The organism is Kocuria oceani (assembly GCF_029524215.1).
Classification (GTDB): Bacteria; Actinomycetota; Actinomycetes; order Actinomycetales; family Micrococcaceae; genus Kocuria; species Kocuria oceani.
Genome location: NZ_JARAMH010000002.1, coordinates 225,954 through 249,339, shown reverse-complemented (window position 1 = coordinate 249,339; position 23,386 = coordinate 225,954). Strand labels below are relative to the sequence as shown.

Genomic DNA, 23,386 nt, shown 5'->3' with positions numbered 1-23,386 from the left:
CCCGTCGCCGTCGCCGGGCGTGCGACCCGGCGCCGGCTCAGCGGAACCGGGCGACCTCCTGGAGCAGCTCCGGGGCCCGCCGGTCGTACCAGCGCCCGCCCACGACCACGCCGAGCCCGCACAGCAGCGGGCCCAGCACCAGCCCGGCGGCCAGCGCCGCCCAGCCCCACCCGGCGCTCCCGCCGGCCGCGTGCACGAGCAGCGGCACGGCCGCGGGCAGCGTGAGGAGCAGCATGAGCGCCAGGGCCACGAACTGCACGAGCACGTTGAGCACCGTGAACCCCTCCGGCGTCTTCAGCGGGGAGGCGCCCGGCGGGGCCACCGGATAGGTGTAGCGGGCCGACATCACCGAGGCCAGGCCGCACCCGCCGAGCAGCGCCAGCACCGTGGTGCCCAGCAGCCCCGGCAGCAGGTGCCAGCGGCCCTCCACCGCGAGGGGCAGCAGCAGCCCGAGGGCCGCGAGCGGCGCCGCGACCACCAGCAGGGCGAGCACCCGCCCCGCGCGGTCGTGCACGCCCCGCAGCCCCGCCAGCAGGTGCAGGTGGACGGCGGTGTTGTCCGAGGAGACGTCGGCGGAGATCGTGTAGGCCATCAGCGCGGCCACCATGGGGCCCAGGGCGTGGAACAGGACGTTGGGCCCGCCGGGGTCCCGGGTCAGCCACAGCAGCACGGCGATCGCGGGAATCACGAGCAGGCCCGCCGAGTAGCGCGGGTCCCGGATCCAGTAGATCAGGCAGCGGGCCGCCACGGCGGCCCAGGGGCGGGGCGGCAGCCGGTCGAGGAGCCCCGCGCCGTCGCTCCCGCCGGTCGCCGCCGCCCGCTCCCCGGCGGTGCTGGTGAGGGCACGCTGCTGGGCGACCCGCCAGAGCAGCACGAGGGCGAGCACGGTCAGCACGGTCACCGCCAGCCGCGCGGCGGCCGCGGCCCACCGGCCGGCGGCCACGTCGGCGGGCAGGGCCCAGACGGCCCCCGGCGGCGTCCAGGCCAGGGCCGCGGCGTACTCCGGGAGCCGCTCCCACACGAGCTCCAGCCCGCTGAGCACCCCGGCGAACAGCGGGCCGAGGAAGACCAGGCCCACGAGCGCGACCACCGACAGCAGCTCGGTCAGCCGGCGCCGGCGGCTCAGCCCGATCGCGAGCGCCGTGACGCAGCGGGAGCCGGTGAACAGCAGCGCCAGGGCCAGGGGCAGGCAGACGAGGGCGGTGAGCACGGCCGCGGCCGAGGACCGCCAGGCGAGCACGGTCCCGGCCAGCGCGAGCGCCGTCAGGGCCCCGGGGACCCCGACGAGCGCGCCGAGGGCCTGGCCCCACTGGACCTGGCCGACCGTGAGCGGGAACAGGGCCAGCCGGGCCGGGTCCAGGGTCGCGTCGGCGCGGGAGGCGAGGACGGGCACCAGCCACCAGGCCAGGGTCGCCGCGGACCCGGCCAGGACCAGCACGGTCCGCACCAGGGAGAGCTCCTCGCGGCCGAGCAGGAACAGTCCCACGAGCGAGGTGACCAGCAGGAACAGGAAGTAGGCCGCGCCCACGACGGTGCCCACGAGCACCCAGGTGCTGCGGCTGAGGGTGTTGAGCAGGATCCTCGCCTTGAGCCCCACGAGGTGCCGGACCGGCAGCGCCGCACCGGCGCGGCCGGGCACGGGTCCGTGCGGGGCGGGCGCGAGGCCGGGGCTCACTCCGGGCGCAGCCACGAGAGCTCCTCCCCCGTCTCCCGGCGGCCGCCGACGAGCTCCACGAACCGGTCCTCCAGGGATGCTCCCGCCCGCACCTCGTCGACCGTGCCGGCGGCGAGCACCCGGCCGCGGTCCATGACCGCCACGTGGTCGCACATCCGCTGCACCAGGTCCATGACGTGGCTGGAGACCACCACGGTGCCGCCGGCGGCCACGAAGCCGTGCAGGATCTGGCGGATGTTGGCCGCCGAGACGGGGTCCACCGACTCGAACGGCTCGTCGAGCACGAGCAGGCTCGGGGCGTGGACGAGGGCGCCCGCCAGGGCGATCTTCTTGGTCATGCCCGCGGAGTAGTCCTGCACCTGGGTGCCGGCGTCGCCGAGCAGGTCCATGGCCCGCAGGAGGTCCTCGGCGCGCTCGGCCACGACCTCGCGGTCCATCCCGCGCAGCAGGCCCGAGTAGGTGACCAGCTGCCGGCCCGTGAGCCGGTCGAACAGGTGCACTCCGTCGGGCAGCACGCCCATCAGCTGCTTCGCCCGGCGGGGCTCGGCCCAGACGTCCACCCCGGCGACCCGGACCGTCCCCGCCGTGGGGCGCAGCAGGCCGGTGGCCATGGACAGCATGGTGGTCTTGCCGGCGCCGTTGCGGCCCACGAGTCCGAAGAAGGACCCGCGCGGCACGTCGAGGTCGACCCGGTCCACGGCGACCTTGGCGTCCGGGGCCCCGGGCCGGCCGAAGACCCGGACCAGCCCGCGCACGCTCAGCGCGGGCTGCCCGCCGGGCGGCGGGGCGGATCGGTCCGGTGCCGCGGACGGGACCGGGGCGGGGGGCGGGGGCGGCTGGTGGCTCATGCCACCAGCGTAGGCAGGCGGGGTCCGGGGCGCCTCCGGCGCACGACGGATCCCGCCGGCCGGGTCCGGGTCCGGGCTCCCCCGGGCGGCGGAGCCGGGACCCGCCGCCCCGCCGCGGATCCCGGCCGCGCGGTCAGGCAGCGAAGGCCGGCCTCAGCACCGGGCGGCGGAGATCGGCCTCAGAAGAGGGCGCGCATCAAGGCGCCCCGGGCCGTGACCACCCGGGGGTCCTCGGCGCCCACCACGTCGAAGAGCTCCAGCAGGCGCCGGCGCACGGTGTCGCGGTCCTCCCCCGCGGTGCGGCGCACGAGGTCCAGCAGCCGCCGGAAGGCGTCCTCGACGTGCCCGCCCGAGACGTCGAGGTCGGCGACCGCCAGCTGCGCCGCGACGTCGTCCGGGGCGGCGGCGGCCTCGGCGCGCACCGTGGCGGCGTCCAGCGGCAGCACCCGCTGCAGGAGGTGGACCTGGGCCAGGGCGAGCTTGGCGTCCCGGTCGCCCGGGTTCTCGGCGATGGCCCTGCGGTAGGCGGCCTCGGCGGCGTCGAGGTCCCCCGCCTCGAGGGCGTCCGCCGCCTCCTGGTGCAGCGGGGGCAGCGGCTCGGGCTCGTCGTCGGCGCGCACGGGCTCCACGGTGCCCGAGATCCCGTTCTGCTCGGCCAGGCCCAGGAGCTCGTCCAGGAGCTGGGCCGCCTGCTCCGCCGGGACGGTCGAGTTGAACAGCGGCACGGGGCGTCCGCCCAGCAGGGCCACGACGGTCGGCACGGACTGCGCCTGGAACATCTGGGCGATCTCCGGGGACGCCTCGGCGTCCACGGAGGCCAGCAGCATCCGGCCGCGGTAGCGGTCGACGACCTGCTCGAGGGTGTCGGCGAAGGCCACCGACTGCTGGCTGAAGCGCGCCCACAGGGCGAAGACGACCGGGACCTGCGTGGAGAGCTCGGCGACCTCCTGGAAGTCCGCCGTGCCCACCTCCCGGCGGTAGCCCCCGGCGGCGGCCTCCCCGGCCTGACCCCGGGGCGCGGCGGCCGGGGCGGGCACGGCGCCCAGGTCCACGGCCCCCCGCACGGAGGCCGGCAGGGTGGGCTCGGGCTGCGGGGCGGGCTCTGCGGCGCTGCGCGGCTGCTGGTGCGGGAACTCGTTCACAAGCGTCTCCTGGGGATCTCGGGGATGGACCCGGCCGGGCCGGAGGCGGCCGGGCGGGTCCGGGGCGGCGGCGCGGCGGGCGCCGCGGGTCTACCGTCGATTATCGACGGCGGACGGCGGCTCGGCCACCGGACCGGGCCGGTGTACGCTTCCGGCGTGACCGCGGCCCGGCCGGACGACGGCGCAGAAGGGCCCGCGGCGCCGCCGACCGCACTGGAGCAGCCATGACGTCACCCGAGCCCGGGCCCGCGCGGGAGCCCGGGCCCGCGCGGGAGCCCGGGCCGGCCCGCCCGGAACCGGCCGGCCCCGAGCCGGCCCGCGCGCGCCGCACCCACGCCGTCGACCGCTTCCTGCGCCCCCTGCCCGGGGCGCGGCCGCGCCGCCGCTTCGAGGTGCCGCCCGAGCTCGGGGAGCGCCCGGCGCGTCCGCCGCAGCAACCGGGGCTGGTCCGGCCCGTGCAGACCGGGTTCCTGCTGGCCGTGGGGGTGGGCCTGGCGCTGCTCGGTTGGTGGGTGCTGGCGAACGTCGGGCCGCTGGTCGGCTGGGTCGTGACGGCCACGTTCCTCGCCCTCGGCCTCGAGCCCCTCGTGCGGTGGCTGGAGGCGCGGTCCGTGCCGCGCCCGGGGGCGGTGGCGCTGGTGGTGCTGGGCCTGGCGGGGGCGCTGGCCGCCGTGATCACCCTGGTGGTCCCCCGGATCGTGGCCGAGGCCGCCCAGCTGGCCGAACGGGTGCCCCCGCTCGTGGACGACCTCCTCGCCTCGCGAGGCTTCGCGGAGCTGGACGCCCGGTTCGGGGTCCACGACTCCACCGAGCAGTGGCTGCAGGGCCTGAGCGGGCGGGTCGGGTCCGACAGCGACCTGCTGGGCGGGCTCTTCGGCGGGGTCGTGGGCCTGGGCTCGGTGGTGCTCAGCGCCGTGGCGGGGACGCTGATCGTGCTCGCCCTGACCCTGTACTTCCTGGCCTCCCTGCCGGTGATGACGCAGTGGGCCTACCGGCTCGCCCCGGCCTCCCGCCGCGCCCGGGTCCAGGAGCTGGGCGACCGGATGCTGCGCGGGGTCGGCAACTACGTGGTGGGCCAGGCGTGCGTGGCCCTGCTCAACGCCGCGGTGGCGCTGGCCCTCATGCTGATCACCGGGGTGCCGTTCGCGGCGCTGCTCTCGCTGGTCGTGGCGCTGCTCGCCTTCGTGCCGCTGGTGGGCGGGGTGCTGGCCGGGATCCTCGTCTCGCTCGTGGCCGTGACCGCGGGCTGGGAGACGGCCGTGCCCTACGCGATCGGCTACTTCACCTACCTGCAGGTCGAGGCCTACTTCGTCTCGCCGCGGATCATGCGCCGGGCCGTGGCCGTGCCGGGCGCCATCGCGGTCATCGCCGTGGCCGCCGGCGGGGCGCTGTGGGGGGTGCTCGGAGCACTCATCGCCATCCCCACGGCCGCGGCGGCCCTCATCCTCGTGCGGGAGGTGTTCGTCCCGCGCCAGGACGACCGCTGAGACCCCGGGCGCTGCTCAGCGGCGGGTGCGCCAGCACCGCTCGTGCCAGTGCCGGCGGTCCTCGAAGGCGCTCCGTGCGCCCAGGAGGGAGTCCTGCTGCCAGACCACGAGGTGGGCGATCCCCGGGGGGATCGACCGGCCGCACCCGGGGCAGACGTAGGTCTTCACCGCGTTGGCCGGACGGACGTGGCGCACCATCCAGTCGCCGTCGGGGGCCCGCTCCACCGTGGGCGCCGGCTCCAGGACCCGCTCCACCGACCAGGGCTCCCGCGCCGCGGCGCGCTGCCACTTGCTGGCGCGGGCACCGGCGGCCGGGCCGCCGGCCCGGCGGCCTCGCGAAGAGTGGTTGGAGCGGGGCACGGCGACATCCTCTCACACGGGTCTCGGCGCGGGGCGTCCCCGGGGTTGGTTAGGCTGGTCCCCGTGCGTCTCGTCATTGCCGATTGCTCCGTCGACTACGAAGGGCGTCTGCGCGCCCACCTGCCCGCCGCCCGCCGTCTGCTCCTAGTGAAGGCCGACGGCTCCGTGCTCGTGCACTCGGACGGGGGCAGCTACAAGCCCCTGAACTGGATGAGCCCGCCGGCCCGGCTGCACGTGGGCGAGCCGGAGGCCGAGCTCGCCGCCGAAGGCGTGGTGCAGACGTGGACGGTGCAGGCGGCCAAGAGCGACGACCGCCTGGTCATCCAGCTCTTCGAGATCCACGAGGACGTCTCGCACGAACTGGGCCTGGACCCCGGCCTGGTGAAGGACGGGGTCGAGGCCGACCTGCAGCGCCTGCTCGCCGAGCAGATCCACCTGCTGGGGGCCGGGCACACGCTCGTGCGGCGGGAGTACCCGACCGCGATCGGGCCGGTGGACATCCTCGCCCGCGACGCGGCAGGGGCGACCGTGGCGGTGGAGCTCAAGCGCCGCGGGGACATCGACGGCGTGGAGCAGCTCACCCGCTACCTGGAGCTGCTCAACCGCGACCCCCTGCTGGCGCCCGTGCGCGGGGTGTACGCCGCGCAGCTGATCAGGCCCCAGGCCAGGGTGCTCGCCGAGGACCGCGGCATCGCCTGCCTCACCCTCGACTACGACGGCATGCGCGGGGTGGACGACAGCGACGCGCGGCTGTTCTGAGCCCGGCGGCGCGTCACGCGCTCAGCGAACACCCCGACGGCGCGGATGATCAGCAGGCGAACAACGTTGACCGCCCCCGGGGGATGTGTGAAGCTGAACATGTTCTTCGTTCCATGTTTTGCATGCTCGCAGAACGGGTAAGCGAGCGTGATGTTCGACCCGGATCCCGACCTCCGGCCCCGCGGGGCCGGCCCGACGGTCCTCGGCTCATCTCGTCCTACCGCCCTCCCGTGCACGACCTGTGCACACGTTTCGCACCATCTCGCAAGGAGAGATTTCATGGCCCAGGGCACCGTCAAGTGGTTCAACGCCGAGAAGGGCTTCGGCTTCATCACCCCCGACGACTCCGACTCGGACGTCTTCGTCCACTACTCCGAGATCCAGTCGGGCGGCTTCCGCACCCTCGAGGAGAACCAGCGCGTCGAGTTCGAGATCGGCCAGGGCCAGAAGGGCCCGCAGGCCACCGGCGTCACGCTCATCTGATCCGCGTTCCGCGCACCGGCTGAGCAGGAGCCCCGCACCCGTCCCGGGTGCGGGGCTCCTCCGTTCCCGGGCGGCGGCTCAGTACGCGGCGCCGGCCAGGTGGCGCTCGACGGCGGCCCCGGCCGCCGCCAACTGCTCCACGAAGTGCTCGTAGCCGCGGTCGACGTGCTCCACTCCGTGCACGTCGGTGGTGCCCACCGCGGCCATGCCGGCGATCACCAGGGCCGCGCCCGCCCGGATGTCCTTCGCCTCCACGGGCGCCCCGGAGAGCACGGGCATCCCGGCGACGAGGGCGTGGTGGCCGTCGAGCCGCACGCTGGCCCCCAGGCGCTCCAGCTCCGCGGTGAAGCCCCAGCGGGCCTCGAAGACGTTCTCGGTGACCATCCCCGAGCCCTCGGCGACCGCGTTGAGGGCGACCACGAACGGCTGGAGGTCGGTGGGGAACCCCGGGTACGGCAGGGTGGAGACGTTGATCGCCCGGGGCCGCTGCGGCCCGGCCACCACCAGGCAGCCGTCGTGCGTGTCCACGCGGCACCCGGCCGCGCGCAGCTTGTCGAGCACCACGGCGAGGTGGCCCGGCTCCGCGCCCTCGATCCGCACGGTCCCCCCGGTCACGGCGGCGGCGAAGGCCCACGTGCCGGCGACGATGCGGTCCGGCACCGTCCGGTGCTCCACCGGGCGCAGGGACGTGACGCCGACGACCGTCACGGTGCTGGTGCCCAGGCCCTCGATCCGGGCGCCCATGCCCTGCAGCATCCGCCCGATGTCCACGATCTCGGGCTCCCGGGCCGCGTTGTCGATCACGGTGGTGCCCTCGGCCAGCGTCGCGGCCATCATGAGGTTCTCGGTGGCCCCCACCGAGGGGTAGTCGAGCCGGAAGTGCGTCCCCCGCAGGGTCTGCGGGACGGAGGCCACCAGGTAGCCGCGCTCGATCTGCAGCACCGCGCCCATCGCCTCGAGCCCCGCCCGGTGCATGTCCAGGCCGCGGGCCCCGATGGCGTCCCCGCCCGGCAGCGCCACCTCGGCGACCCGGCAGCGGGCGACCAGCGGGCCCAGCACGGAGATCGACGCGCGCATGGCCCGGACCAGGTCGTAGTCCGCCTGGTGGTGCAGCACGGCCGGGACGTCGATCCGCACGGTCTTCTCGACCCGGTCGTAGGCCACCGCGCAGCCCAGGCGGCGCAGCAGCTCCGCCATGATGGTCACGTCCTGGATCTCCGGCACGTTGCTGATCGTGGACTCGCCCTCGGCGAGCAGCGCCGCGGCCATGAGCTTCAGGACGCTGTTCTTCGCCCCGGAGACGCGCAGCGTGCCCCCGACCGCGGTCGGTCCGTGCACGACGATCTTCTCTTCCATCCACTCTCCTGGGCGGTCTCGGCCGGGTGCCCGCCGGGCCCCGGGTACGGCCGCGGCCTCCGCACCGGTGGTGCGGAGGCCGCGACTGTGCGTGCAGAGCGGGGCGGAGGCCCCGCGACCGGGCGGATCAGGCGGCGGCGCTGGTGAGCTCCACGTTGTCCGCCACGATCGTGACCCGGTCGTTGTCGACGAACACGAACCCGGAGTCGATGGTGCCCTCGACACGGGCGCCGTCCACCGGGTCGAGCGCGAAGTCACCGGGCCGGAGCAGCCCGGCCACGGCCTCGTGCCCGGGCAGGATGCCGATGTCGCCCTCGGAGGTGCGCACGCGCACCATCCGGGCCGTGCCGGTCCACTCCGAGCGCTCGAGGGAGACGATTTCGACGATCATCTCGGCCATGGCTACTTGCCGCCGGTCCGGGTCTTGATCTCGTCCCACCGCTGCATGACGTCGTCCAGGCCGCCGACGTTGTAGAACGCCTGCTCCGGGACGTGGTCGAACTCGCCCTCGGTGATCTTCCCGAACGCCTCGATGGTCTCCGCCAGCGGCACGGTGGAGCCCTCCACGCCGGTGAACTGCTTGGCGGTGTAGGTGTTCTGGGAGAGGAACTGCTCGATCCGGCGGGCGCGCGCGACGACCACCTTCTGCTCCTCGGAGAGCTCCTCGACGCCGAGGATCGCGATGATGTCCTGCAGCTCCTTGTTCTCCTGCAGGATCGCCCGGACGCGGATCGCGACGTCGTAGTGCTCCTGGCCCACGATCTGCGGGTCGAGGATGCGCGAGGTCGAGGCCAGCGGGTCGATCGCCGGGTACAGGCCGCGGGAGGCGATGTCGCGGGAGAGCTCCGTGGTGGCGTCCAGGTGGGCGAACGTCGTGGCCGGGGCCGGGTCGGTGTAGTCGTCGGCCGGCACGTAGATCGCCTGCATCGAGGTGATCGAGTGGCCGCGGGTGGAGGTGATGCGCTCCTGGAGCACGCCCATCTCGTCCGCCAGCGTGGGCTGGTAGCCCACGGCGGAGGGGATGCGGCCCAGCAGGGTGGACACCTCGGAGCCCGCCTGGGTGAAGCGGAAGATGTTGTCCACGAACAGCAGCACGTCCTGGTTCTGCACGTCGCGGAAGTACTCCGCCATGGTCAGGCCGGTCAGGGCCACGCGCAGACGCGTTCCCGGCGGCTCGTCCATCTGGCCGAACACGAGGGCGGTGTCCTTGAGGACCCCCGCCTCCTCCATCTCGACCCAGAGGTCGTTGCCCTCACGGGTGCGCTCGCCCACGCCGGCGAAGACCGAGGTGCCGCCGAAGTTGCGGGCCACGCGGGTGATCATCTCCTGGATGAGCACGGTCTTGCCCACGCCGGCGCCGCCGAACAGGCCGATCTTCCCGCCCTTGATGTAGGGGGTGAGGAGGTCGATCGACTTGATGCCGGTCTCCATCATCTCCGTGGAGCCCTCGAGCTCCGCGAAGGACGGGGCCTTGCGGTGGATCGGCCAGCGCTCGGTGATCTCCAGGGAGGAGGTCTCGACGTCGAGGGCGTCGCCCAGCACGTTGAAGATGTGGCCCTTGACCACGTCGCCCACGGGCACGGAGATCGGCCCGCCGGAGTCCTTGACCTCGGTGCCGCGCACCAGGCCGTCGGTCTGCTGCAGGGAGATCGCCCGGATCATGTTCTCGCCCAGGTGCTGGGCCGTCTCGAACGTGATCGTGCGCGTCTCGCCGTTGAGCTCGTACTGGGCGGTCAGCGCGTTGTAGATCTCCGGAACGGCGTGCTCCGGGAACTCGACGTCGACGACCGGCCCGATGACCCGGGCGATGCGGCCCGTGGCACCGCCCGAGACCGGCTGCCCGGCCTGTTCGCTGATGGTGGCAGTCATTTCTCTCACTTCACTTGTTCGTGGTGGTCAGTTGCTGGATCGCCGGGCGGCCCGTCACAGGGCTTCGGCGCCGCTCACGATCTCGGTGAGCTCGGTGGTGATCTCGGCCTGGCGGGCGTTGTTCATCAGGCGCGTGTACTTCTTGATCAGCTCGTCGGCGTTGTCGCCGGCGGCCTTCATCGCCTTCTGCCGGGCCGCGAGCTCGCTCGTGGCCGCGTGCGAGAGACTGGCGTACAGGCGGGCGTCGATGTAGCGCGGCAGCACCGCGTCGAGGAACTCCTCGGGGTTCGGCTCGAACTCGAAGGTGCTGTCCGGCTCCTCCAGCTCGTCGAACTCCTGGGCGACCTCGTCGGTCAGGGCGTTGGCGTCCACGACCTCCAGCGGCAGCAGGCGGAGCACCCGGGGCTCCTGGGTGACCATCGACTGGAACGACGTGTAGACCAGGTGGATCTCGTCCACCCCGCCGTCCTCGTACGGGGTCTCCAGGTCCTCGACCAGCACCTCGCGCAGCTCCCGCGCCCGCTCCGGGCGGGCGTTGTCGGTGTCGCCCGTCCAGTTGCGCTCGTACGGGCGGCTGCGGAAGTCGAAGTAGGCCTGGGCCTTGCGGCCGATCAGGTAGACCTTGGTCTCCTTGCCCTCCCCGTGCAGCAGCTCCAGCAGGCCCTCGGCCTCCTTGAGCACGTTGGACGAGTAGGAGCCGGCCAGGCCGCGGTCCGAGGTCATGATCACCACGGCGGCCCGGCGCACCTCGTCGGGCCGTGTGGTGAGGACATGGGAGACGTTGTGCTGGGTGGCGACCTGTGAGACCGCCCGGGTCAGCGCGTTCGCGTACGGACGCGCCGCGAGCAGACCCTGTCGGGACTTGTTGATGCGCGAGGTCGCGATCATCTCCATGGCCTTGAAGATCTTCTTCATGGACTTGGTCGACGCGATCTTGTTCCGGTAGACCCGAATCTGCGCTCCCATGTGACTTCCTTTCGTCACCGTGTCCGGTGCGCCGCCGCGGCGGCGCACCGGACCGACCGGTTACTTCCTGACGATCCGTTCCTGGTCGACCTTCGAGGCGTCGATGGCTTCGTGCTCCTCGTGCCCCGGCTCGATGCCGTGCTTGGTGCCCCGGAAGTCGCGCTTGACCTCGGCCACGGCGGTCTCGAGGGCGGCGACCGCGTCGTCCTCGAGCTTGCCGGTCCCCACGATGGAGTCCATGACGTTGGTGGTGCGGCGGACGTGGTCCAGCAGCGCCTGCTCGAAGTCCAGCACGTCGGCGACCTCGACCTCGTCGAGGTGGCCGTTGGTGCCGGCCCAGATCGACACGACCTGGTCCTCGACCGGGTACGGGGTGTACTGCTTCTGCTTCAGCAGCTCCATCAGGCGCGCGCCGCGGGTCAGCTGCTGGCGCGAGGCCGGGTCGAGGTCCGAGGCGAACATCGCGAAGGCCTGCATCGACCGGTAGGAGGCCAGCTCCAGCTTCAGCGTGCCGGAGACCTTCTTCATCGCCTTCACCTGCGCGGCGCCGCCGACGCGGGACACCGAGATGCCCACGTCCACGGCCGGGCGCTGGTTGGCGTTGAACAGGTCCGACTGCAGGAAGATCTGGCCGTCGGTGATCGAGATGACGTTGGTCGGGATGAAGGCCGAGACGTCGTTGGCCTTCGTCTCGATCATCGGCAGACCGGTCATCGACCCGGCGCCCAGCTCGTCGGAGAGCTTGGCGCAGCGCTCGAGCAGGCGGGAGTGCAGGTAGAAGACGTCGCCGGGGTAGGCCTCGCGTCCCGGCGGGCGGCGCAGCAGCAGCGACACGGCACGGTAGGCCTCGGCCTGCTTGGACAGGTCGTCGAAGACGATCAGCACGTGCTTGCCGCCGTACATCCAGTGCTGGCCGATGGCCGAGCCGGCGTAGGGGGCCAGGTACTTGATGCCCGCGGCCTCGGAGGCCGGAGCGGCGACGATCGTGGTGTACTCGAGCGCCCCGTTGTCCTCCAGGGTCTGGCGCACGCCGGCGATGGTCGAGGCCTTCTGCCCGACCGCCACGTAGATGCAGCGCACCTGCTTGTTGACGTCCCCGGACTCCCAGTTGGCGCGCTGGTTGAGGATGGCGTCGACGGCGATCGCCGTCTTGCCGGTCTGGCGGTCGCCGATGAGCAGCTGGCGCTGACCGCGGCCGATCGGGATCATGGCGTCGATGGCCTTGATGCCCGTCTGCAGCGGCTCGTGCACCGACTTGCGCATGGTCACACCGGGGGCCTGCAGCTCCAGGGCGCGGCGGCCCTCGGCCTCGATCGGGCCGAGGTCGTCGATGGGCATGCCCAGCGGGTCGACCACGCGGCCGAGGTAGGCGTCGCCCACGGGCACGGAGAGGACCTCCCCGGTGCGCTGGACCTCCTGGCCCTCCTCGATGCCGCGGAAGTCGCCGAGGATCACGACGCCGATGTCGCGGGTGTCGAGGTTCTGCGCGAGGCCCAGCACGCCGTTCTCGAAGCGCAGCAGCTCGTTGGCCATGACCGAGGGCAGGCCCTCGACGCGGGCGATGCCGTCGGAGGCGCTGCTGACGCGGCCGACCTCGGTTCGTTCTGCGGTGCCGGGCTCGTAGGACGCGGCGAATTCGCTCAGCGCGCTACGGACGTCGTCGGCATTGATGGTGACTTCGGACATGTCCTGTCCCTGCTCTCCTAGTTCGTGATCACTGCGTCGGCGGTGACCGTGAGTCCATTGTCGTGGCGGAACGCTGCGCCGGTCCACCGGCCGGTGCCGTCCGGCCGGCGGGGCGGTGCCCCCGCCACGGCGGCGCGCGAGCCTCGGCTCAGGCGCCGATCCGCTGGCGCAGCGCGTCGAGGCGGGCCGCGACGGAACCGTCGATGACCTCCTCGCCGACCTGCACCTTGAGCCCGCCGATCAGCGCCGGATCGACGTCGACCGTGAGCTTGAGGTCCTTGCCGTACAGCGTGTTGAGCTGGTGCTGCAGGCGGGCCAGCTGCTCGTCGGTCAGCGGGCGGGAGGTGCTCACGTGGGCGATCCAGCGCTGGCGGCGCGCCGCGACCTCTTCCGCGAAGCGCTCCACGAGACGGCCCACCAGGGCGCCGCGCGGCGAGAGCACGGCCTGCTCCAGGAGCAGCAGCGCCTCCTCCGAGGCGCCCGGGCTGAGCCGGCGGGTGAGCTGGGTCTTCGCCTCGACGTCCGCACGCGGATCGCTGAGCGCCCGCTGCAGCTCGTGCGAGCCGTCCAGGACGGTCTTGAAGGCGATGAGCTGGTCCACGACCTGCTCGAGGCCCTCGAGGCCGGCCCGGTTCTCCGCGGACGCCGCGGTGAGGACCACCCCGGCGTGCTCCAGGCCGTCGGCGAACTCGCGGTCGTCGCCCCAGCGCCGAGCGGTCATCCCGGCGACGATCTCCACGGCCTCCGGGGAGACCTTGCCGGTGAACAGCCGGCGGACCACCTGGGCCCGCTGCTCCCCCGAGTACGAGGGGTCCACCAGCGCCCGGCGCACGGGTCCGTTCTCGTCGAGGACGGCCAGCACGGCGAACAGCTCGCGCGCGAGCGCGGGGCTGGCGGAGCCGGCCCAGCGCTCGGCGTCGGCGGTGGCCTGCTGACGGTATTCGTTCGCTGCGTCTGTCATTACCGCGCTGCACCCGCGTTCCGCTGCTGCTCCGACTCGAGGTCGGCGAGGAAGCGGTCGACGACCCGGCCGGCGCGGGCGTCGTCGTCGAGGGTCTCCCCCACGATCTTCGACGCCAGCGTGGTGGCCAGCGCGCCCACCTCGTTGCGCAGCGAGACCACGGCGGCCGAGCGCTCCGCCTCGATGGTCCGGTGCGCGTTCTCGGTGATGCGCGCGGACTCGGCGTTGGCCCGGTCCTTGAAGTCCGCCAGGATCTTCTCGCCCTCCAGGCGGGCCTCCTCGCGGATCTTCTGCGCCTCCAGGCGCGCGCTCTCGAGCTGCTGGTTGTACTCGTCACGCGCGGCGGCGGCCTCGGCCTGCGCGGCCTTCGCCTTCGCGAGACCGCCCTCGATGGCCTCGGTGCGCTCCTGGTAGACCCGCTCGAAGGCCGGCACGACGAACTTGACGACCAGGAAGAGCAGGATCAGGAACCCGATGCCGGTGATCAGCATTTCCCAGACATTGGGGAAGAGGGGGTTCGCCCCTTCCTCGGCTGCCAGCAACAGTGTCATGTTCGCGATTCCTGTTCTCTAGGAAGGACTTGTACGGGGTACGCCACTCAGGCGATGAACGCGAGCACGAAGCCCAGAATCGCGAGCGCCTCGACCACGGCGAAGCCGAAGAACAGCATCGGCTGCAGCACGCGCTGCGACTCCGGCTGGCGGGCGACGGACTGCATGTACGCGGCGAAGATCAGACCCACGCCGATGCCACCGCCGATGGCAGCCAGACCGTAACCAATAGCGCTGAGCGAACCAGTCATGAGGGGTGTTTCCTTTCTAGGTGCCCGGGGGCCGGGCGTCGTAGCCGTGTCGGCTCTGAACAGTTGGAGGGTGGAGCTGGGGTGTCCGGCCGGGGCCGGACGGGGGCTCCGCCGGGGTCAGTGGCCCTCTTGCAGGGCGCCCTGGACGTAGACGGCGAAGAGGAGGGTGAAGATGTAGGCCTGGAGGACCTGGATGAGGATCTCCAGGAAGTAGATGAAGATGCCCAGCACGGTGGATCCGACGGAGACGATGCTCAGCAGCCCGCCCTGGGTCAGCAGGTACGCGGTCATCGAGGCCGCGACCATGAGCGCCAGGTGACCGGCGAACATCGTGGCGAACACACGCAGGGCGTGGGTGACCGGGCGGATGATCAGGTTCGAGAGGAACTCGATCGGGATCAGGAAGATGTACAGCGCCTTCGGGACGTCCGGCGGCATGGTCATCTTCCCCATGAACCCGCCGAGGCCGTGGCGCTTGATCCCCATGAACACCCAGGTGACGTAGGCGATACCGGCCAGCACGTAGGCGGAGCCCGCGTGGGAGAGCGTCGGCAGCTGCAGGATCGGGATCGAGCCGAAGAGGTTGTTCACGAGGATGAAGAAGAAGAACGTGAACAGCAGCGGGACGTAGGGGCGGAACTCCTTCTCGCCGATGATGTCCCGGCCGAGGTGGTTGCGGACGAAGCCGTAGCCGCTCTCCCCGAGGTACTGGGCCTTCGAGGGGACGAGCGCGCGGCGGCGGATGGCCCACATGAAGAAGCCGGCGATCAGGACGACCGACAGGAGGACCAGCAGCATCTGCTTGCCGAACTCGAAGGTGCCCAGCTCGAAGAACGGAGGCAGGTGCATCTCATCGACGGTCGGGGCGGTGAATCCTCCGGTGGCGGGAAGCCTGAGGGCGGCGTTCAATGCGGGTCCTTTCTGCAGTGCTCTGGCCGGTTGTCACGGTCGGGGCGCCGAGTCCGGGCCGGACTGGTGCGGGTTGGGAGGATCAGCTCCGTCGGAGGCCTGGCTGCGACGGAGCCCCTCCTGCATGTGGAGGTACACGACGTAGATCCCGGAGGCGGCACCGATGCACGCTCCCAGGACCACGATCCACCGGGTTCCCAGCACGCGATCCGCACCCCACCCTACCAAACTCCAGAACCCCATCCCGATCACCACGTAGAGGAGTGTCGTGAGGCCGCCGGACAGGCCGCCGCCCTCCACGAGCTCCCCCGCGGTGCGCAGTCCCCGACCCCGGGCGGGCCCGTCCCGGCCGTGTTCCTCCGCGCCTGCCGGGCCCTCCTCCGGGGCCGGTCCGGGCGGGTCCGCGGGGCCGCCGGTCGTGCCGTCGCGGTCATCCGTGCTCATGGCGCTCGGTCCTCCTGTCGTCGTGCGCCGGGTCCCCGGCGGACCGCGCGGACCCGTCGTGCCGGTTGCCGTGCGGGTCCGCGCCCGGGTCCCCGGGCACGCCCGGCTCGCGGCCCCCGTGGAGGTCCTGGTGCGGGTTCCCCTGCGGGTCCTGCCGCGGGTCCTCCTGCCGGGCGCGCAGCACCGGGCCGAGGGCCGCGCGGGTCCGCCGGGCGCTCGTGCGCCCGGCCAGGACCAGGGACACGGCCAGCGCCCCCAGCAGGCCTGCGGCGAGCCAGCCCGGGGACAGCCAGGGCGGGGCGGGCACGGTCAGCAGCACCCAGCCGAGCACGAACACCTTCAGCACGTAGCTCAGCGCCAGGGCGGGGGCCGCCACGGGGCCCGAGGCGCCCGCGGTCGCCCGGGCCACGAGCAGGGTGATCAGGTGGCTCGCGACGATCAGCCCGGCCCCGGCCAGGGCGCTGAGCGCGGGCCCGCTCACCGCGGGGCCCGGGTCCGGCGGCGCGCGCCGCGGCGGACGAGCAGCTCCGGCAGCACGAGGTAGAGCCCCAGCACGGCCAGGACGAACGCGCCCGCGAGCACCGTGGCCGTGGGCCCGGTGCGCAGGCCCAGGACCGAGACCACGCTGACGAGGACGGTGACGCCCGTGACGACGAGGGAGGAGCCCACGTGGGAGAGCCCGGCGTCGGTGAGCCGCTGGTACACGTGCGAGCGGTGCGGGCGGTACCAGTCCTCCCCCGCCCGGACGCGGCGGAGCAGGGTCACGGCGGTGTCGGCGACGTAGACGGCCAGCGGCGGCAGGAGGTACTCGACGTAGACGCCGGAGAGGAACGCGGCCACCGCGATGCCGGCCAGGGACCCGCCCAGCAGGTAGGAGCCGACGTCGCCGAGGAAGACGGTGCCGCGGCCCAGGTTCCACGGCAGGAAGCCGGCGAAGCCCCCGGCCACGGCCAGGCCGGCGGCGACCATCCAGGTCAGGTCGTTGGAGGCGCCGGCCCAGGCGTACAGCAGTCCGGCGGCCAGCCCGTGCAGCCCGGAGATCCCGTTGATCCCGTCCATGAAGTTGGCCATGTTGACGTAGGCGGCGATCGCCAGGGTGCCCACGGGCAGCCACCACACCGAGGTGCCGAGCACGCTCACGAGCACGCCGGTGGCGGCCAGCCCGACGCCCAGCTGCGCGGCCAGGCGCCCCCGCACGGACACCCCCCGGTAGTCCTCGACCCACCCGAGGGCCGCGCACAGCGCGGCGACCGCGAGCACGACCAGCGCCACCGACCGGTCGACCTCCACCGCCCCGGCCAGCAGGGCGCCGCCGTAGGCCAGGAGCACGGCCACGGCCACCGCCAGGCCCATGCCGCGCACCACGGTGCGCTGGTGGGAGGAGCGTTCGTTGGGCACGTCCAGCACGCCCCAGCGCGCGAGCAGCGGCTTGACCACCAGGGGCAGCAGCAGGCTCAGCACGAGGGCGGGGGCCCCGACCGTCAGGACGAGCTCGCCGAGCCGGCGCAGCTCCTCCGGGTCCGGTGCGGCTCCGGGGTCGGTGAGGTCCAGCCCGGCCGGACGCAGCACGGGCAGCGGCGCGGCGGCGCTCACGACGCCCTCCCGGAGGGGCTGCGCGGGCGCTGCACGGAGGTGGGCGGCGGCTGGGTGGAGGGCCGCACCACGGGGACCGTGCCGGTGTAGACCATCCCGCCGCGCACCTTCCAGGTGTGCCGGTCCAGCTGGGCCGGGTCCAGGCGGTCGGCGCGGGCGTGGGAGATCTTGGGGTGGAACGGCCGCTCGTCCGTCTCGCCGAGGCCGATCAGGTCCTCGTGCAGCTTCTCCCCCGGGCGCAGTCCGGTGATCTCGATCTCGACGTCCTCCCGTCCGCTCATCACGCGCAGCCGCTCGGCGATGTCCATGATCCGCACGGGCTCGCCCATGTCCAGGATCAGCACCTCCCCGCCCCGGGCGATCGCCCCGGCCTGGATGACGAGCTGGCAGGCCTCCGGGATGGTCATGAAGTACCGGGTGGCCTCGGGATCGGTCACCGTGATGGGGCCGCCCTGCCGGATCTGCTCGGTGAACAGGGGCAGCATCGAGCCGCGGGAGCCGAAGACGTTGCCGAAGCGCACGGACGCGTACCGGCGCCCGGTCCGGTCCGCCATCCAGGCGGTGAGCTTCTCCGCCACGCGCTTGGAGTGGCCCAGCGCCGTGGTGGGGTTGGCGGCCTTGTCCGTGGAGATGTTCACGAACACCTCGACCTCCACCTTCTCAGCAGCCTGCAGCACGTTGAGGGTGCCCAGGACGTTGGTCTTCCACGCCTCGTCCGGGTACTGCTCGAGCAGCGACACGTGCTTGAGGGCCGCCGCGTGGAAGACGACCTCCGGGCGCCGGTCGCGGAAGATCGCCCCGACGGACTCGGGGTCGCGGATGTCGGCGAGGACCGTGTCGCGGCCGTCGAGCAGGCCGCGACCGGTGATGGAGATCTGCGTGCCCTGCAGCGCCGACTCGTCGCGGTCCACCATGATCAGCTCCGCGGGCTCGAAGCCCACCAGCTGGCGGCACAGCTCCGAGCCGATGGAGCCGCCCGCGCCGGTGACCAGGACGCGCCGGCCCGTGACGTAGCCGGCGATCTCCTCGAGGTCGATGTCCACCGGGCGGCGGCCGATGAGGTCCTCCATGCTGATGTCCCGGAAGTCCACGGCCTTGTGCTTGGCGGTGAGCACCTCGCCCAGCGGGGGCATGGTCATGACCCGGATCCCGGTGCCGGCCACGGCGTCGGCCACGCGGTGCATGAGCCGGGGCTCGGGGCTGGACATCGCCACGATCAGCACGGAGGCCCGGGTGCGGGCCATCACGTCGCGGACGTCGTGCAGGGTGCCCAGCACCGGCACCGAGGAGATCCGCAGGTGCTTCTTCGCGGGGTCGTCGTCGAGCAGGGCCACGGGCAGGAAGTCGGAGTTCGGGTCCTGCATCATCCGGTGCACCAGGAACGTCCCGAGGTAGCCGGCACCGTAGATCACCACGTGCTGGGCGGCGGCGCCCGGCCGGGCCGAGGCCTCCTGGTACATCCGCTTCAGGTACCGGAAGGCGGCCATGAACAGGCACGCGAACGGGAAGGCGATCAGGGCGGTGGAGCGGGGGATGCCGATGCTCGTGCCCACCACCAGGAGCAGCACCTGGAGCACCGCCGTGACGATGAGCGTGACGACCACGAGCAGCTTGGCCTCGTCGAAGCTGCCGAAGGAGTAGCGCCCCTTGTACAGGGCGAAGGAGAAGCCCACGACGAGCTGGGCGGCCACCGCCACGGCGGACACGACGAGCAGCCCCGGCACGGTGATGAACTGCAGGGCCATCTCGTAGCGCAGCACCAGGGCCAGCACGAGCGCTACGATCCAGGCGGCGGAGTCCAGGAGCATCTGGATCCACAGCCACGCCACCGGCTTCTCCGGGGACCCCGGCGGGGCCGGGAGCGCGGACGCCCCGGCGCGGGGGGTGCGCTCGGGCTCACCACTCATCGAGTCGTTCCTTTCGTGGTCGGGGCCGCTCGCGGTCGGAGCCGGCGGGCGGGGCGCAGGGCCCGCGGTCACCGGCGGCCGGTCCCGGCCATGGCCCGGTAGGCGAGCTCCCGGAGCCGGGTGGGGACGAAGCGGTACCCCGCGCGGACCCCGACGTTCACGGCCCATTGTAGGAAGCCGACGTGCCCGGACCGCAGCAGGCGGGCCTGCAGGGCCAGGTCGGCCCGGAACATCCGCATGCCGCCGCGGCGCTCGTAGGCCCCCGCCGAGACGCGGTAGCCCACCAGCGGCTCGGCCACGTTGCGCAGGTCCGCCCCCGCCCGCAGCAGCCGGACCCACAGCCAGTAGTCCTCCGCCAGCGGCACGTCCTCGTAGCCGCCCACCGCCGTCACGGCGGAGCGGCGGAACACCACGGACGGGTGGCTGAGCGGGTTGCGCCGCCGGGAGACCGCCAGGATCCGGTCCTGCCCCACCGGGGCCCGCCGCAGCGCGAGCGGACGGGCCTCGTCCTCGCCGATCTCGTGCATCGAGGAGCCGACCACGTCGGCGCCCGCCTCGATCACCGGCAGCTGCACGGCGAAGCGGCGGGGGTAGGAGACGTCGTCGGCGTCCATCCGCGCCACGACGTCGTGCCGGCACTGGGCCAGGCCCGCGCTCAGGGCGGCGGTGAGCCCCTCGTTGCGCTCGAGGTCGACCCGCACCACGGGCACGGGCAGCTCCCGGGCGAGCCGGCCCAGCTCCGCCTCGAGGGGCGCGGGGACCGGGCCGTCGCGCACGACGACGAGCTCCGCCGGCGGACGCTGCTGCTCCACCGTGGTCGACTCCGCGGCCCGGCGCAGCCGTTCGGGCGTGTCGCCGCGGTACACGGGCATCAGGACGGAGAACTCGGGCACCGCCGCGGGGGCCGCCGTCACCGCGGCCCGCCGAAGCCCCGGCCGCGCATCCCGCCGACGTAGCGGCCGGCCCAGGACGCCAGGCCGCGCACGTCCCGGCGGCGCAGGTAGTACAGGGGGTAGCCGACGAGGTCGGCCGCGAGCTGCACCGGCCGCTTGTAGCGCCAGGTGGTCCAGCCGCGGTTGCGGAAGAAGTGCGCCCGCTTGAACGCGGTCTCCGGCACCACGACCTTGAGCCGGCCCGGGATCACCACGTGCTCCTCGGCCCAGCCCGGCGGGTGGGCCACCGCCGCCAGGGTGGTGGTGCCGAACGGCAGGCCGGAGCGGCGAAGCCGGATCAGGAAGTCCACCTCGTCCCCGCGCAGGAACAGCTTGAGGTCCGGCAGCCCCACCCGGAAGAACACGTCCTCGGCCACGAGCGCGCCGTTGAAGAAGGTGGCGTACCCGGGCAGGAAGCCCAGCGGCTCGAGGTCGGAGCGGGCGTGCGTGAGCCGCCCGTCCAGCCGGTAGGAGAACGCCAGGGCGGTGTGGTCCTGCGGGGCGACGATCAGCGGGGAGACCACGGCGAGCTCCCGCCGCGCGGCCTCCTCCAGGAGGATCTCCAGGCAGTCGGGCTGCTCCGGGTGGGCGTCGTCGTCCATGAGCCACACCCGGTCCGCGCCGGTGGCCAGCGCGGTGAGGATCGCGAGGGAGAACCCGCCGGCGCCGCCCAGGTTGGCCAGGGACCGCACGTGGTGCAGCTCGAACCGGCCGCCGACCGCCTCCTCGAGCGCGTCCCGGGGCACCGCCTCGCGGCCCGCGTCGACGAGGCACAGCGACGCGACCGGCACCGTCTGCGCCCGCAGCGCCGCCACCAGCGTCAGCACGTCCTCGTGCCGGTCCTGGGTCACGCAGGCCACCGCCACCGTGGGCGTGGGGTCGGACGGCATGCGGATCCTCCAGGTGCGGTAGCGGGCTCCGGCGCGGCAGGGTGCCGGGGTGGGCGCCGGATCGTGCCGAGTCTAGCAACCGGGCGCGGCCGGGGCCGGTCTGTACGATGAGCCCAGGGGCTCCGGCCCGGACGACGGCGACCGGCGCAGACCGGCGGGAAGGAAGCACCGTGACATCGACGACGTGGGCAGTCCTGGGAGCGACGGGGTTCGTGGGCTCCGCGACCGTGGCCCGGCTGCAGGCGGACGGCCAGACGGTGGTCCCGGTCTCCGCCCCCCGCCTGGCGTCCGGCGCGCACACCGTCCACCACCTGCTGGAGCAGGCCGGGCGCCTCGAATCGGTGATCGACTACCTCGCCGAGTCCTTCGCAGGGGCCCACGTGGTCGTCAACGCCGCCGGTCTCGCGGCGCCGGACCAGACGCACGAGGAATCGCTGCTGGGCGCCAACGCGCTGCTGCCGGTGCTCGTGGCCCTCGCCGCCCGCCGCACGAGCGTGCGGCGTGTCGTGCACCTCAGCAGCGCCGCCGTCCAGGGCGACATCGACGTCCTGGACGAGACCCCCACAGTGCGGCCCTTCTCCCCCTACTCCTTCTCCAAGGCGCTCGGTGAGAGCGCCCTGCTGAAGCTGCGCCGGGACTGGGCCGCCGAGCCGGGGGGCCCCGCCCTCACGGCGCTGCGCGCCACCTCGGTGCAGGGCTCGGGCCGGCGCACCACCGCGCGGCTGGCCCGCTTCGCGTCCTCGCGGCTGAGCTCCGTGGCCGGCGACGGCTCCGCGCCCACGCCGGTCAGCTCCGTGCACGCCCTGGCGGAGTTCGTCTCCCGCGCCGGGCGCCACCCCGGGGAGCTGCCCCCGGTCCTGCTGCAGCCCTGGGAGGGGGCGACCACCGCCTCGATCCTGCGGGACGCCGGCCGCCGGGAGCCGCTGCACCTCCCGGCGCTGCTGTGCCGGGCCGCGGTGGACATCGGCTTCGCCGTGTCCGGCCTGGCCGGCAACCGCTGGCACGGGCTCGTGCGCCGGCTGGAGGTCACCTGGTTCGGGCAGCGCCAGGTGCGCGGCTGGGCCGAGGAGCACGGCGAGCTGCCGGAGCCGCGGATCACCGAGGTGCTGCGCCAGGCCCACATGGCCGTCGGCCGGCGCTGAGCCGGCGCCGGGGACCGTCCGGTCCCCGGGTCCGCCGGCGGCCGCGCGGGGTGCGCTCCGGCGGCCCGCACGCGGGGATGCGGCGCTCCGGCGGCCCGCACGCGGGGATGCGGCGCTCCGCCGGCCCGCCGCGGACCCGCCTCAGGAGCCGTCCAGGCCCCGGGCCACGAGCCGGGCGGCCTCGTCGACGGACAGGGGCCGGGGCTGACCGGGCGCGGCCGGGTGCTGGGCCCGGGTGCGGTCCTGGTCCACCTCGGGGCGGGCCGCGGGCCCGGGCACGGAGCGGGCCACGAGCGAGGCCGCCAGGCCCTGCGCGGCGGCCGCCTGCGCCGGAGCGGGCGCGGCCGGACGGTCCGCCGGGGCGGGTGCCGGGGCCGGCTCCGGACCGGGGCCGGCCTCCGGGTCGATCTCGCTCACCGCGTGGGAGCCGGAGCCCTCGGGCCGGTCCGCGGCATCGGCGGGAGCCGCCGCGGGAGCGCCCTCGAGCTCCTCGTCCCCGTCCGCCGGCGTCACCGCGGGCACCACGGCGCGCAGCCGGGCCAGGCTCACGGCGCCGTGGCGCACGAGCAGCGGGGTCTCCCCGGTGCAGTCGACGATCGAGGACGACACGGGGTCGCCCTCCGGGGTGCCGGGCCGGTCGGCGGGCCGCGGGCCGTCGTCGAGGTAGACCTCCACGGCCTCGCCGAGCATCCCGACCGCGGCCCCGGCGCTCAGGGCGGCCGGGTGGCCGGTGCGGTTCGCCGAGGAGACGGCCAGCGGACCGCTCTCGATGAGCAGGGCCTGCGCCAGCTCGTCGTCGGGCACGCGCAGGGCCACGGTGCCGTGGGTCTCGCCGAGGTCCCAGCCCAGGGACGGGTGGGCGTGCAGGATCAGGGTCAGCCCGCCCGGCCAGAAGGCCGCGGCGAGCGCGCGGGCGTCGTCGGACACCTCGTCCGCGAGCCCGTCCAGCACCCCGGCGTGCGCGATGAGCACGGGCGGGGGCATCGCCCGTGAGCGGCCCTTCGCCGCGAGCAGGGTCGCGACGCCGCGGGCGGAGAAGGCGTCGGCGCCGATGCCGTAGACGGTGTCGGTGGGCAGCACCACGCAGGCGTCCGCGGCCAGCGCCCGGGCGGCGTGCTTGAGCCCGGCGGTGCGCTGGGCGATGCTGCTGCAGTCGTAGACGGTGTGGCTCACGG

The 23,386-nt window shown here is 73.9% G+C and carries 24 protein-coding genes; 4 read left to right on the top strand and 20 right to left on the bottom strand.

The window, feature by feature from the left end; all coding sequences use genetic code 11:
- Positions 1 to 37 precede the first annotated feature (37 nt).
- From PU704_RS03080 to PU704_RS03070, 3 genes are all read right to left on the bottom strand, one after another.
- Entirely contained in the window at positions 38 to 1,690 is a 1,653-nt protein-coding gene (locus PU704_RS03080) for a hypothetical protein (protein WP_277550085.1), read from the bottom strand.
- Positions 1,672 to 2,523, bottom strand: coding sequence for an ABC transporter ATP-binding protein (locus tag PU704_RS03075; RefSeq protein WP_277550084.1), 852 nt, complete (start codon positions 2,521 to 2,523; stop codon positions 1,672 to 1,674). The genes PU704_RS03080 and PU704_RS03075 overlap by 19 nt, the downstream gene beginning before the upstream one ends.
- 179 nt (positions 2,524 to 2,702) lie before the next feature.
- Positions 2,703 to 3,665 (bottom strand): tetratricopeptide repeat protein, encoded by a 963-nt coding sequence (locus PU704_RS03070; RefSeq protein ID WP_277550083.1) that lies wholly within the window; start codon positions 3,663 to 3,665, stop codon positions 2,703 to 2,705.
- Between the two features lie 224 nt (positions 3,666 to 3,889).
- Here PU704_RS03070 and PU704_RS03065 point away from each other — a divergent pair, with 224 nt between their 5' ends.
- The gene (locus tag PU704_RS03065) at positions 3,890 to 5,152 is read left to right on the top strand and encodes an AI-2E family transporter (protein WP_277550082.1); all 1,263 of its coding nucleotides are present in this window, start codon (positions 3,890 to 3,892) and stop codon (positions 5,150 to 5,152) included.
- 15 nt (positions 5,153 to 5,167) lie between these two features.
- Here PU704_RS03065 and PU704_RS03060 read toward each other — a convergent pair whose 3' ends face one another.
- On the bottom strand, positions 5,168 to 5,512 hold the full coding sequence (locus PU704_RS03060; protein ID WP_075871307.1) for an ATP/GTP-binding protein: 345 nt from the start codon (positions 5,510 to 5,512) through the stop codon (positions 5,168 to 5,170).
- A gap of 63 nt (positions 5,513 to 5,575) precedes the next feature.
- Between PU704_RS03060 and nucS the strand changes: the two genes are divergently transcribed.
- Entirely contained in the window at positions 5,576 to 6,271 is a 696-nt protein-coding gene (gene nucS, locus PU704_RS03055) for an endonuclease NucS (protein ID WP_277550080.1), read from the top strand.
- Between the two features lie 279 nt (positions 6,272 to 6,550).
- On the top strand, positions 6,551 to 6,754 hold the full coding sequence (locus tag PU704_RS03050) for a cold-shock protein (protein WP_017833253.1): 204 nt from the start codon (positions 6,551 to 6,553) through the stop codon (positions 6,752 to 6,754).
- A gap of 78 nt (positions 6,755 to 6,832) precedes the next feature.
- Here PU704_RS03050 and murA read toward each other — a convergent pair whose 3' ends face one another.
- From murA to PU704_RS02975, 15 genes are all read right to left on the bottom strand, one after another.
- Complete coding sequence (gene murA / locus PU704_RS03045) at positions 6,833 to 8,110, bottom strand: UDP-N-acetylglucosamine 1-carboxyvinyltransferase (protein ID WP_277550079.1); 1,278 nt, start codon at positions 8,108 to 8,110, stop codon at positions 6,833 to 6,835.
- Between the two features lie 127 nt (positions 8,111 to 8,237).
- Positions 8,238 to 8,510: a F0F1 ATP synthase subunit epsilon gene (locus tag PU704_RS03040; RefSeq protein WP_062734757.1), complete on the bottom strand. Its 273-nt coding sequence runs from the start codon at positions 8,508 to 8,510 to the stop codon at positions 8,238 to 8,240.
- Positions 8,511 to 8,512: 2 nt separating this feature from the next.
- Positions 8,513 to 9,979, bottom strand: a complete 1,467-nt coding sequence (gene atpD / locus PU704_RS03035; RefSeq protein WP_277550078.1) for a F0F1 ATP synthase subunit beta — start codon at positions 9,977 to 9,979, stop codon at positions 8,513 to 8,515.
- 54 nt (positions 9,980 to 10,033) lie between these two features.
- Positions 10,034 to 10,945 carry a F0F1 ATP synthase subunit gamma gene (locus PU704_RS03030; protein ID WP_277550077.1) on the bottom strand — a complete coding sequence of 304 codons (912 nt, stop codon included), beginning with the start codon at positions 10,943 to 10,945 and terminating at the stop codon, positions 10,034 to 10,036.
- 60 nt (positions 10,946 to 11,005) lie between these two features.
- Positions 11,006 to 12,631: a F0F1 ATP synthase subunit alpha gene (gene atpA / locus PU704_RS03025; protein WP_047802195.1), complete on the bottom strand. Its 1,626-nt coding sequence runs from the start codon at positions 12,629 to 12,631 to the stop codon at positions 11,006 to 11,008.
- Positions 12,632 to 12,779: 148 nt separating this feature from the next.
- A complete protein-coding gene (locus tag PU704_RS03020) occupies positions 12,780 to 13,592 on the bottom strand; it encodes a F0F1 ATP synthase subunit delta (protein ID WP_277550076.1) in 813 nt (270 codons plus the stop codon).
- A complete protein-coding gene (locus tag PU704_RS03015; protein WP_047802197.1) occupies positions 13,592 to 14,143 on the bottom strand; it encodes a F0F1 ATP synthase subunit B in 552 nt (183 codons plus the stop codon). Before PU704_RS03015 ends, PU704_RS03020 begins: the two co-directional genes overlap by 1 nt.
- 47 nt (positions 14,144 to 14,190) lie before the next feature.
- Positions 14,191 to 14,394, bottom strand: coding sequence for an ATP synthase F0 subunit C (atpE, locus tag PU704_RS03010; protein ID WP_017833261.1), 204 nt, complete (start codon positions 14,392 to 14,394; stop codon positions 14,191 to 14,193).
- A 117-nt stretch (positions 14,395 to 14,511) separates the two neighbouring features.
- The gene (gene atpB / locus PU704_RS03005; RefSeq protein WP_075871304.1) at positions 14,512 to 15,303 is read right to left on the bottom strand and encodes a F0F1 ATP synthase subunit A; all 792 of its coding nucleotides are present in this window, start codon (positions 15,301 to 15,303) and stop codon (positions 14,512 to 14,514) included.
- A gap of 33 nt (positions 15,304 to 15,336) precedes the next feature.
- The gene (locus PU704_RS03000) at positions 15,337 to 15,747 is read right to left on the bottom strand and encodes an AtpZ/AtpI family protein (RefSeq protein WP_053004730.1); all 411 of its coding nucleotides are present in this window, start codon (positions 15,745 to 15,747) and stop codon (positions 15,337 to 15,339) included.
- Complete coding sequence (locus PU704_RS02995; protein WP_277550075.1) at positions 15,734 to 16,228, bottom strand: hypothetical protein; 495 nt, start codon at positions 16,226 to 16,228, stop codon at positions 15,734 to 15,736. The genes PU704_RS03000 and PU704_RS02995 overlap by 14 nt, the downstream gene beginning before the upstream one ends.
- The gene (locus PU704_RS02990; RefSeq protein WP_277550074.1) at positions 16,225 to 17,340 is read right to left on the bottom strand and encodes an MraY family glycosyltransferase; all 1,116 of its coding nucleotides are present in this window, start codon (positions 17,338 to 17,340) and stop codon (positions 16,225 to 16,227) included. The genes PU704_RS02995 and PU704_RS02990 overlap by 4 nt, the downstream gene beginning before the upstream one ends.
- On the bottom strand, positions 17,337 to 19,247 hold the full coding sequence (locus tag PU704_RS02985; RefSeq protein ID WP_277550073.1) for a polysaccharide biosynthesis protein: 1,911 nt from the start codon (positions 19,245 to 19,247) through the stop codon (positions 17,337 to 17,339). Before PU704_RS02985 ends, PU704_RS02990 begins: the two co-directional genes overlap by 4 nt.
- A 68-nt stretch (positions 19,248 to 19,315) precedes the next feature.
- Positions 19,316 to 20,161, bottom strand: a complete 846-nt coding sequence (locus PU704_RS02980) for a glycosyltransferase (RefSeq protein WP_277550072.1) — start codon at positions 20,159 to 20,161, stop codon at positions 19,316 to 19,318.
- The gene (locus PU704_RS02975) at positions 20,158 to 21,069 is read right to left on the bottom strand and encodes a glycosyltransferase (protein WP_277550071.1); all 912 of its coding nucleotides are present in this window, start codon (positions 21,067 to 21,069) and stop codon (positions 20,158 to 20,160) included. Before PU704_RS02975 ends, PU704_RS02980 begins: the two co-directional genes overlap by 4 nt.
- A 170-nt stretch (positions 21,070 to 21,239) precedes the next feature.
- Between PU704_RS02975 and PU704_RS02970 the strand changes: the two genes are divergently transcribed.
- The gene (locus PU704_RS02970) at positions 21,240 to 22,211 is read left to right on the top strand and encodes an NAD-dependent epimerase/dehydratase family protein (RefSeq protein ID WP_277550070.1); all 972 of its coding nucleotides are present in this window, start codon (positions 21,240 to 21,242) and stop codon (positions 22,209 to 22,211) included.
- A gap of 141 nt (positions 22,212 to 22,352) precedes the next feature.
- Here PU704_RS02970 and PU704_RS02965 read toward each other — a convergent pair whose 3' ends face one another.
- Positions 22,353 to 23,384: an L-threonylcarbamoyladenylate synthase gene (locus PU704_RS02965; protein WP_277550069.1), complete on the bottom strand. Its 1,032-nt coding sequence runs from the start codon at positions 23,382 to 23,384 to the stop codon at positions 22,353 to 22,355.
- Positions 23,385 to 23,386 lie beyond the last annotated feature (2 nt).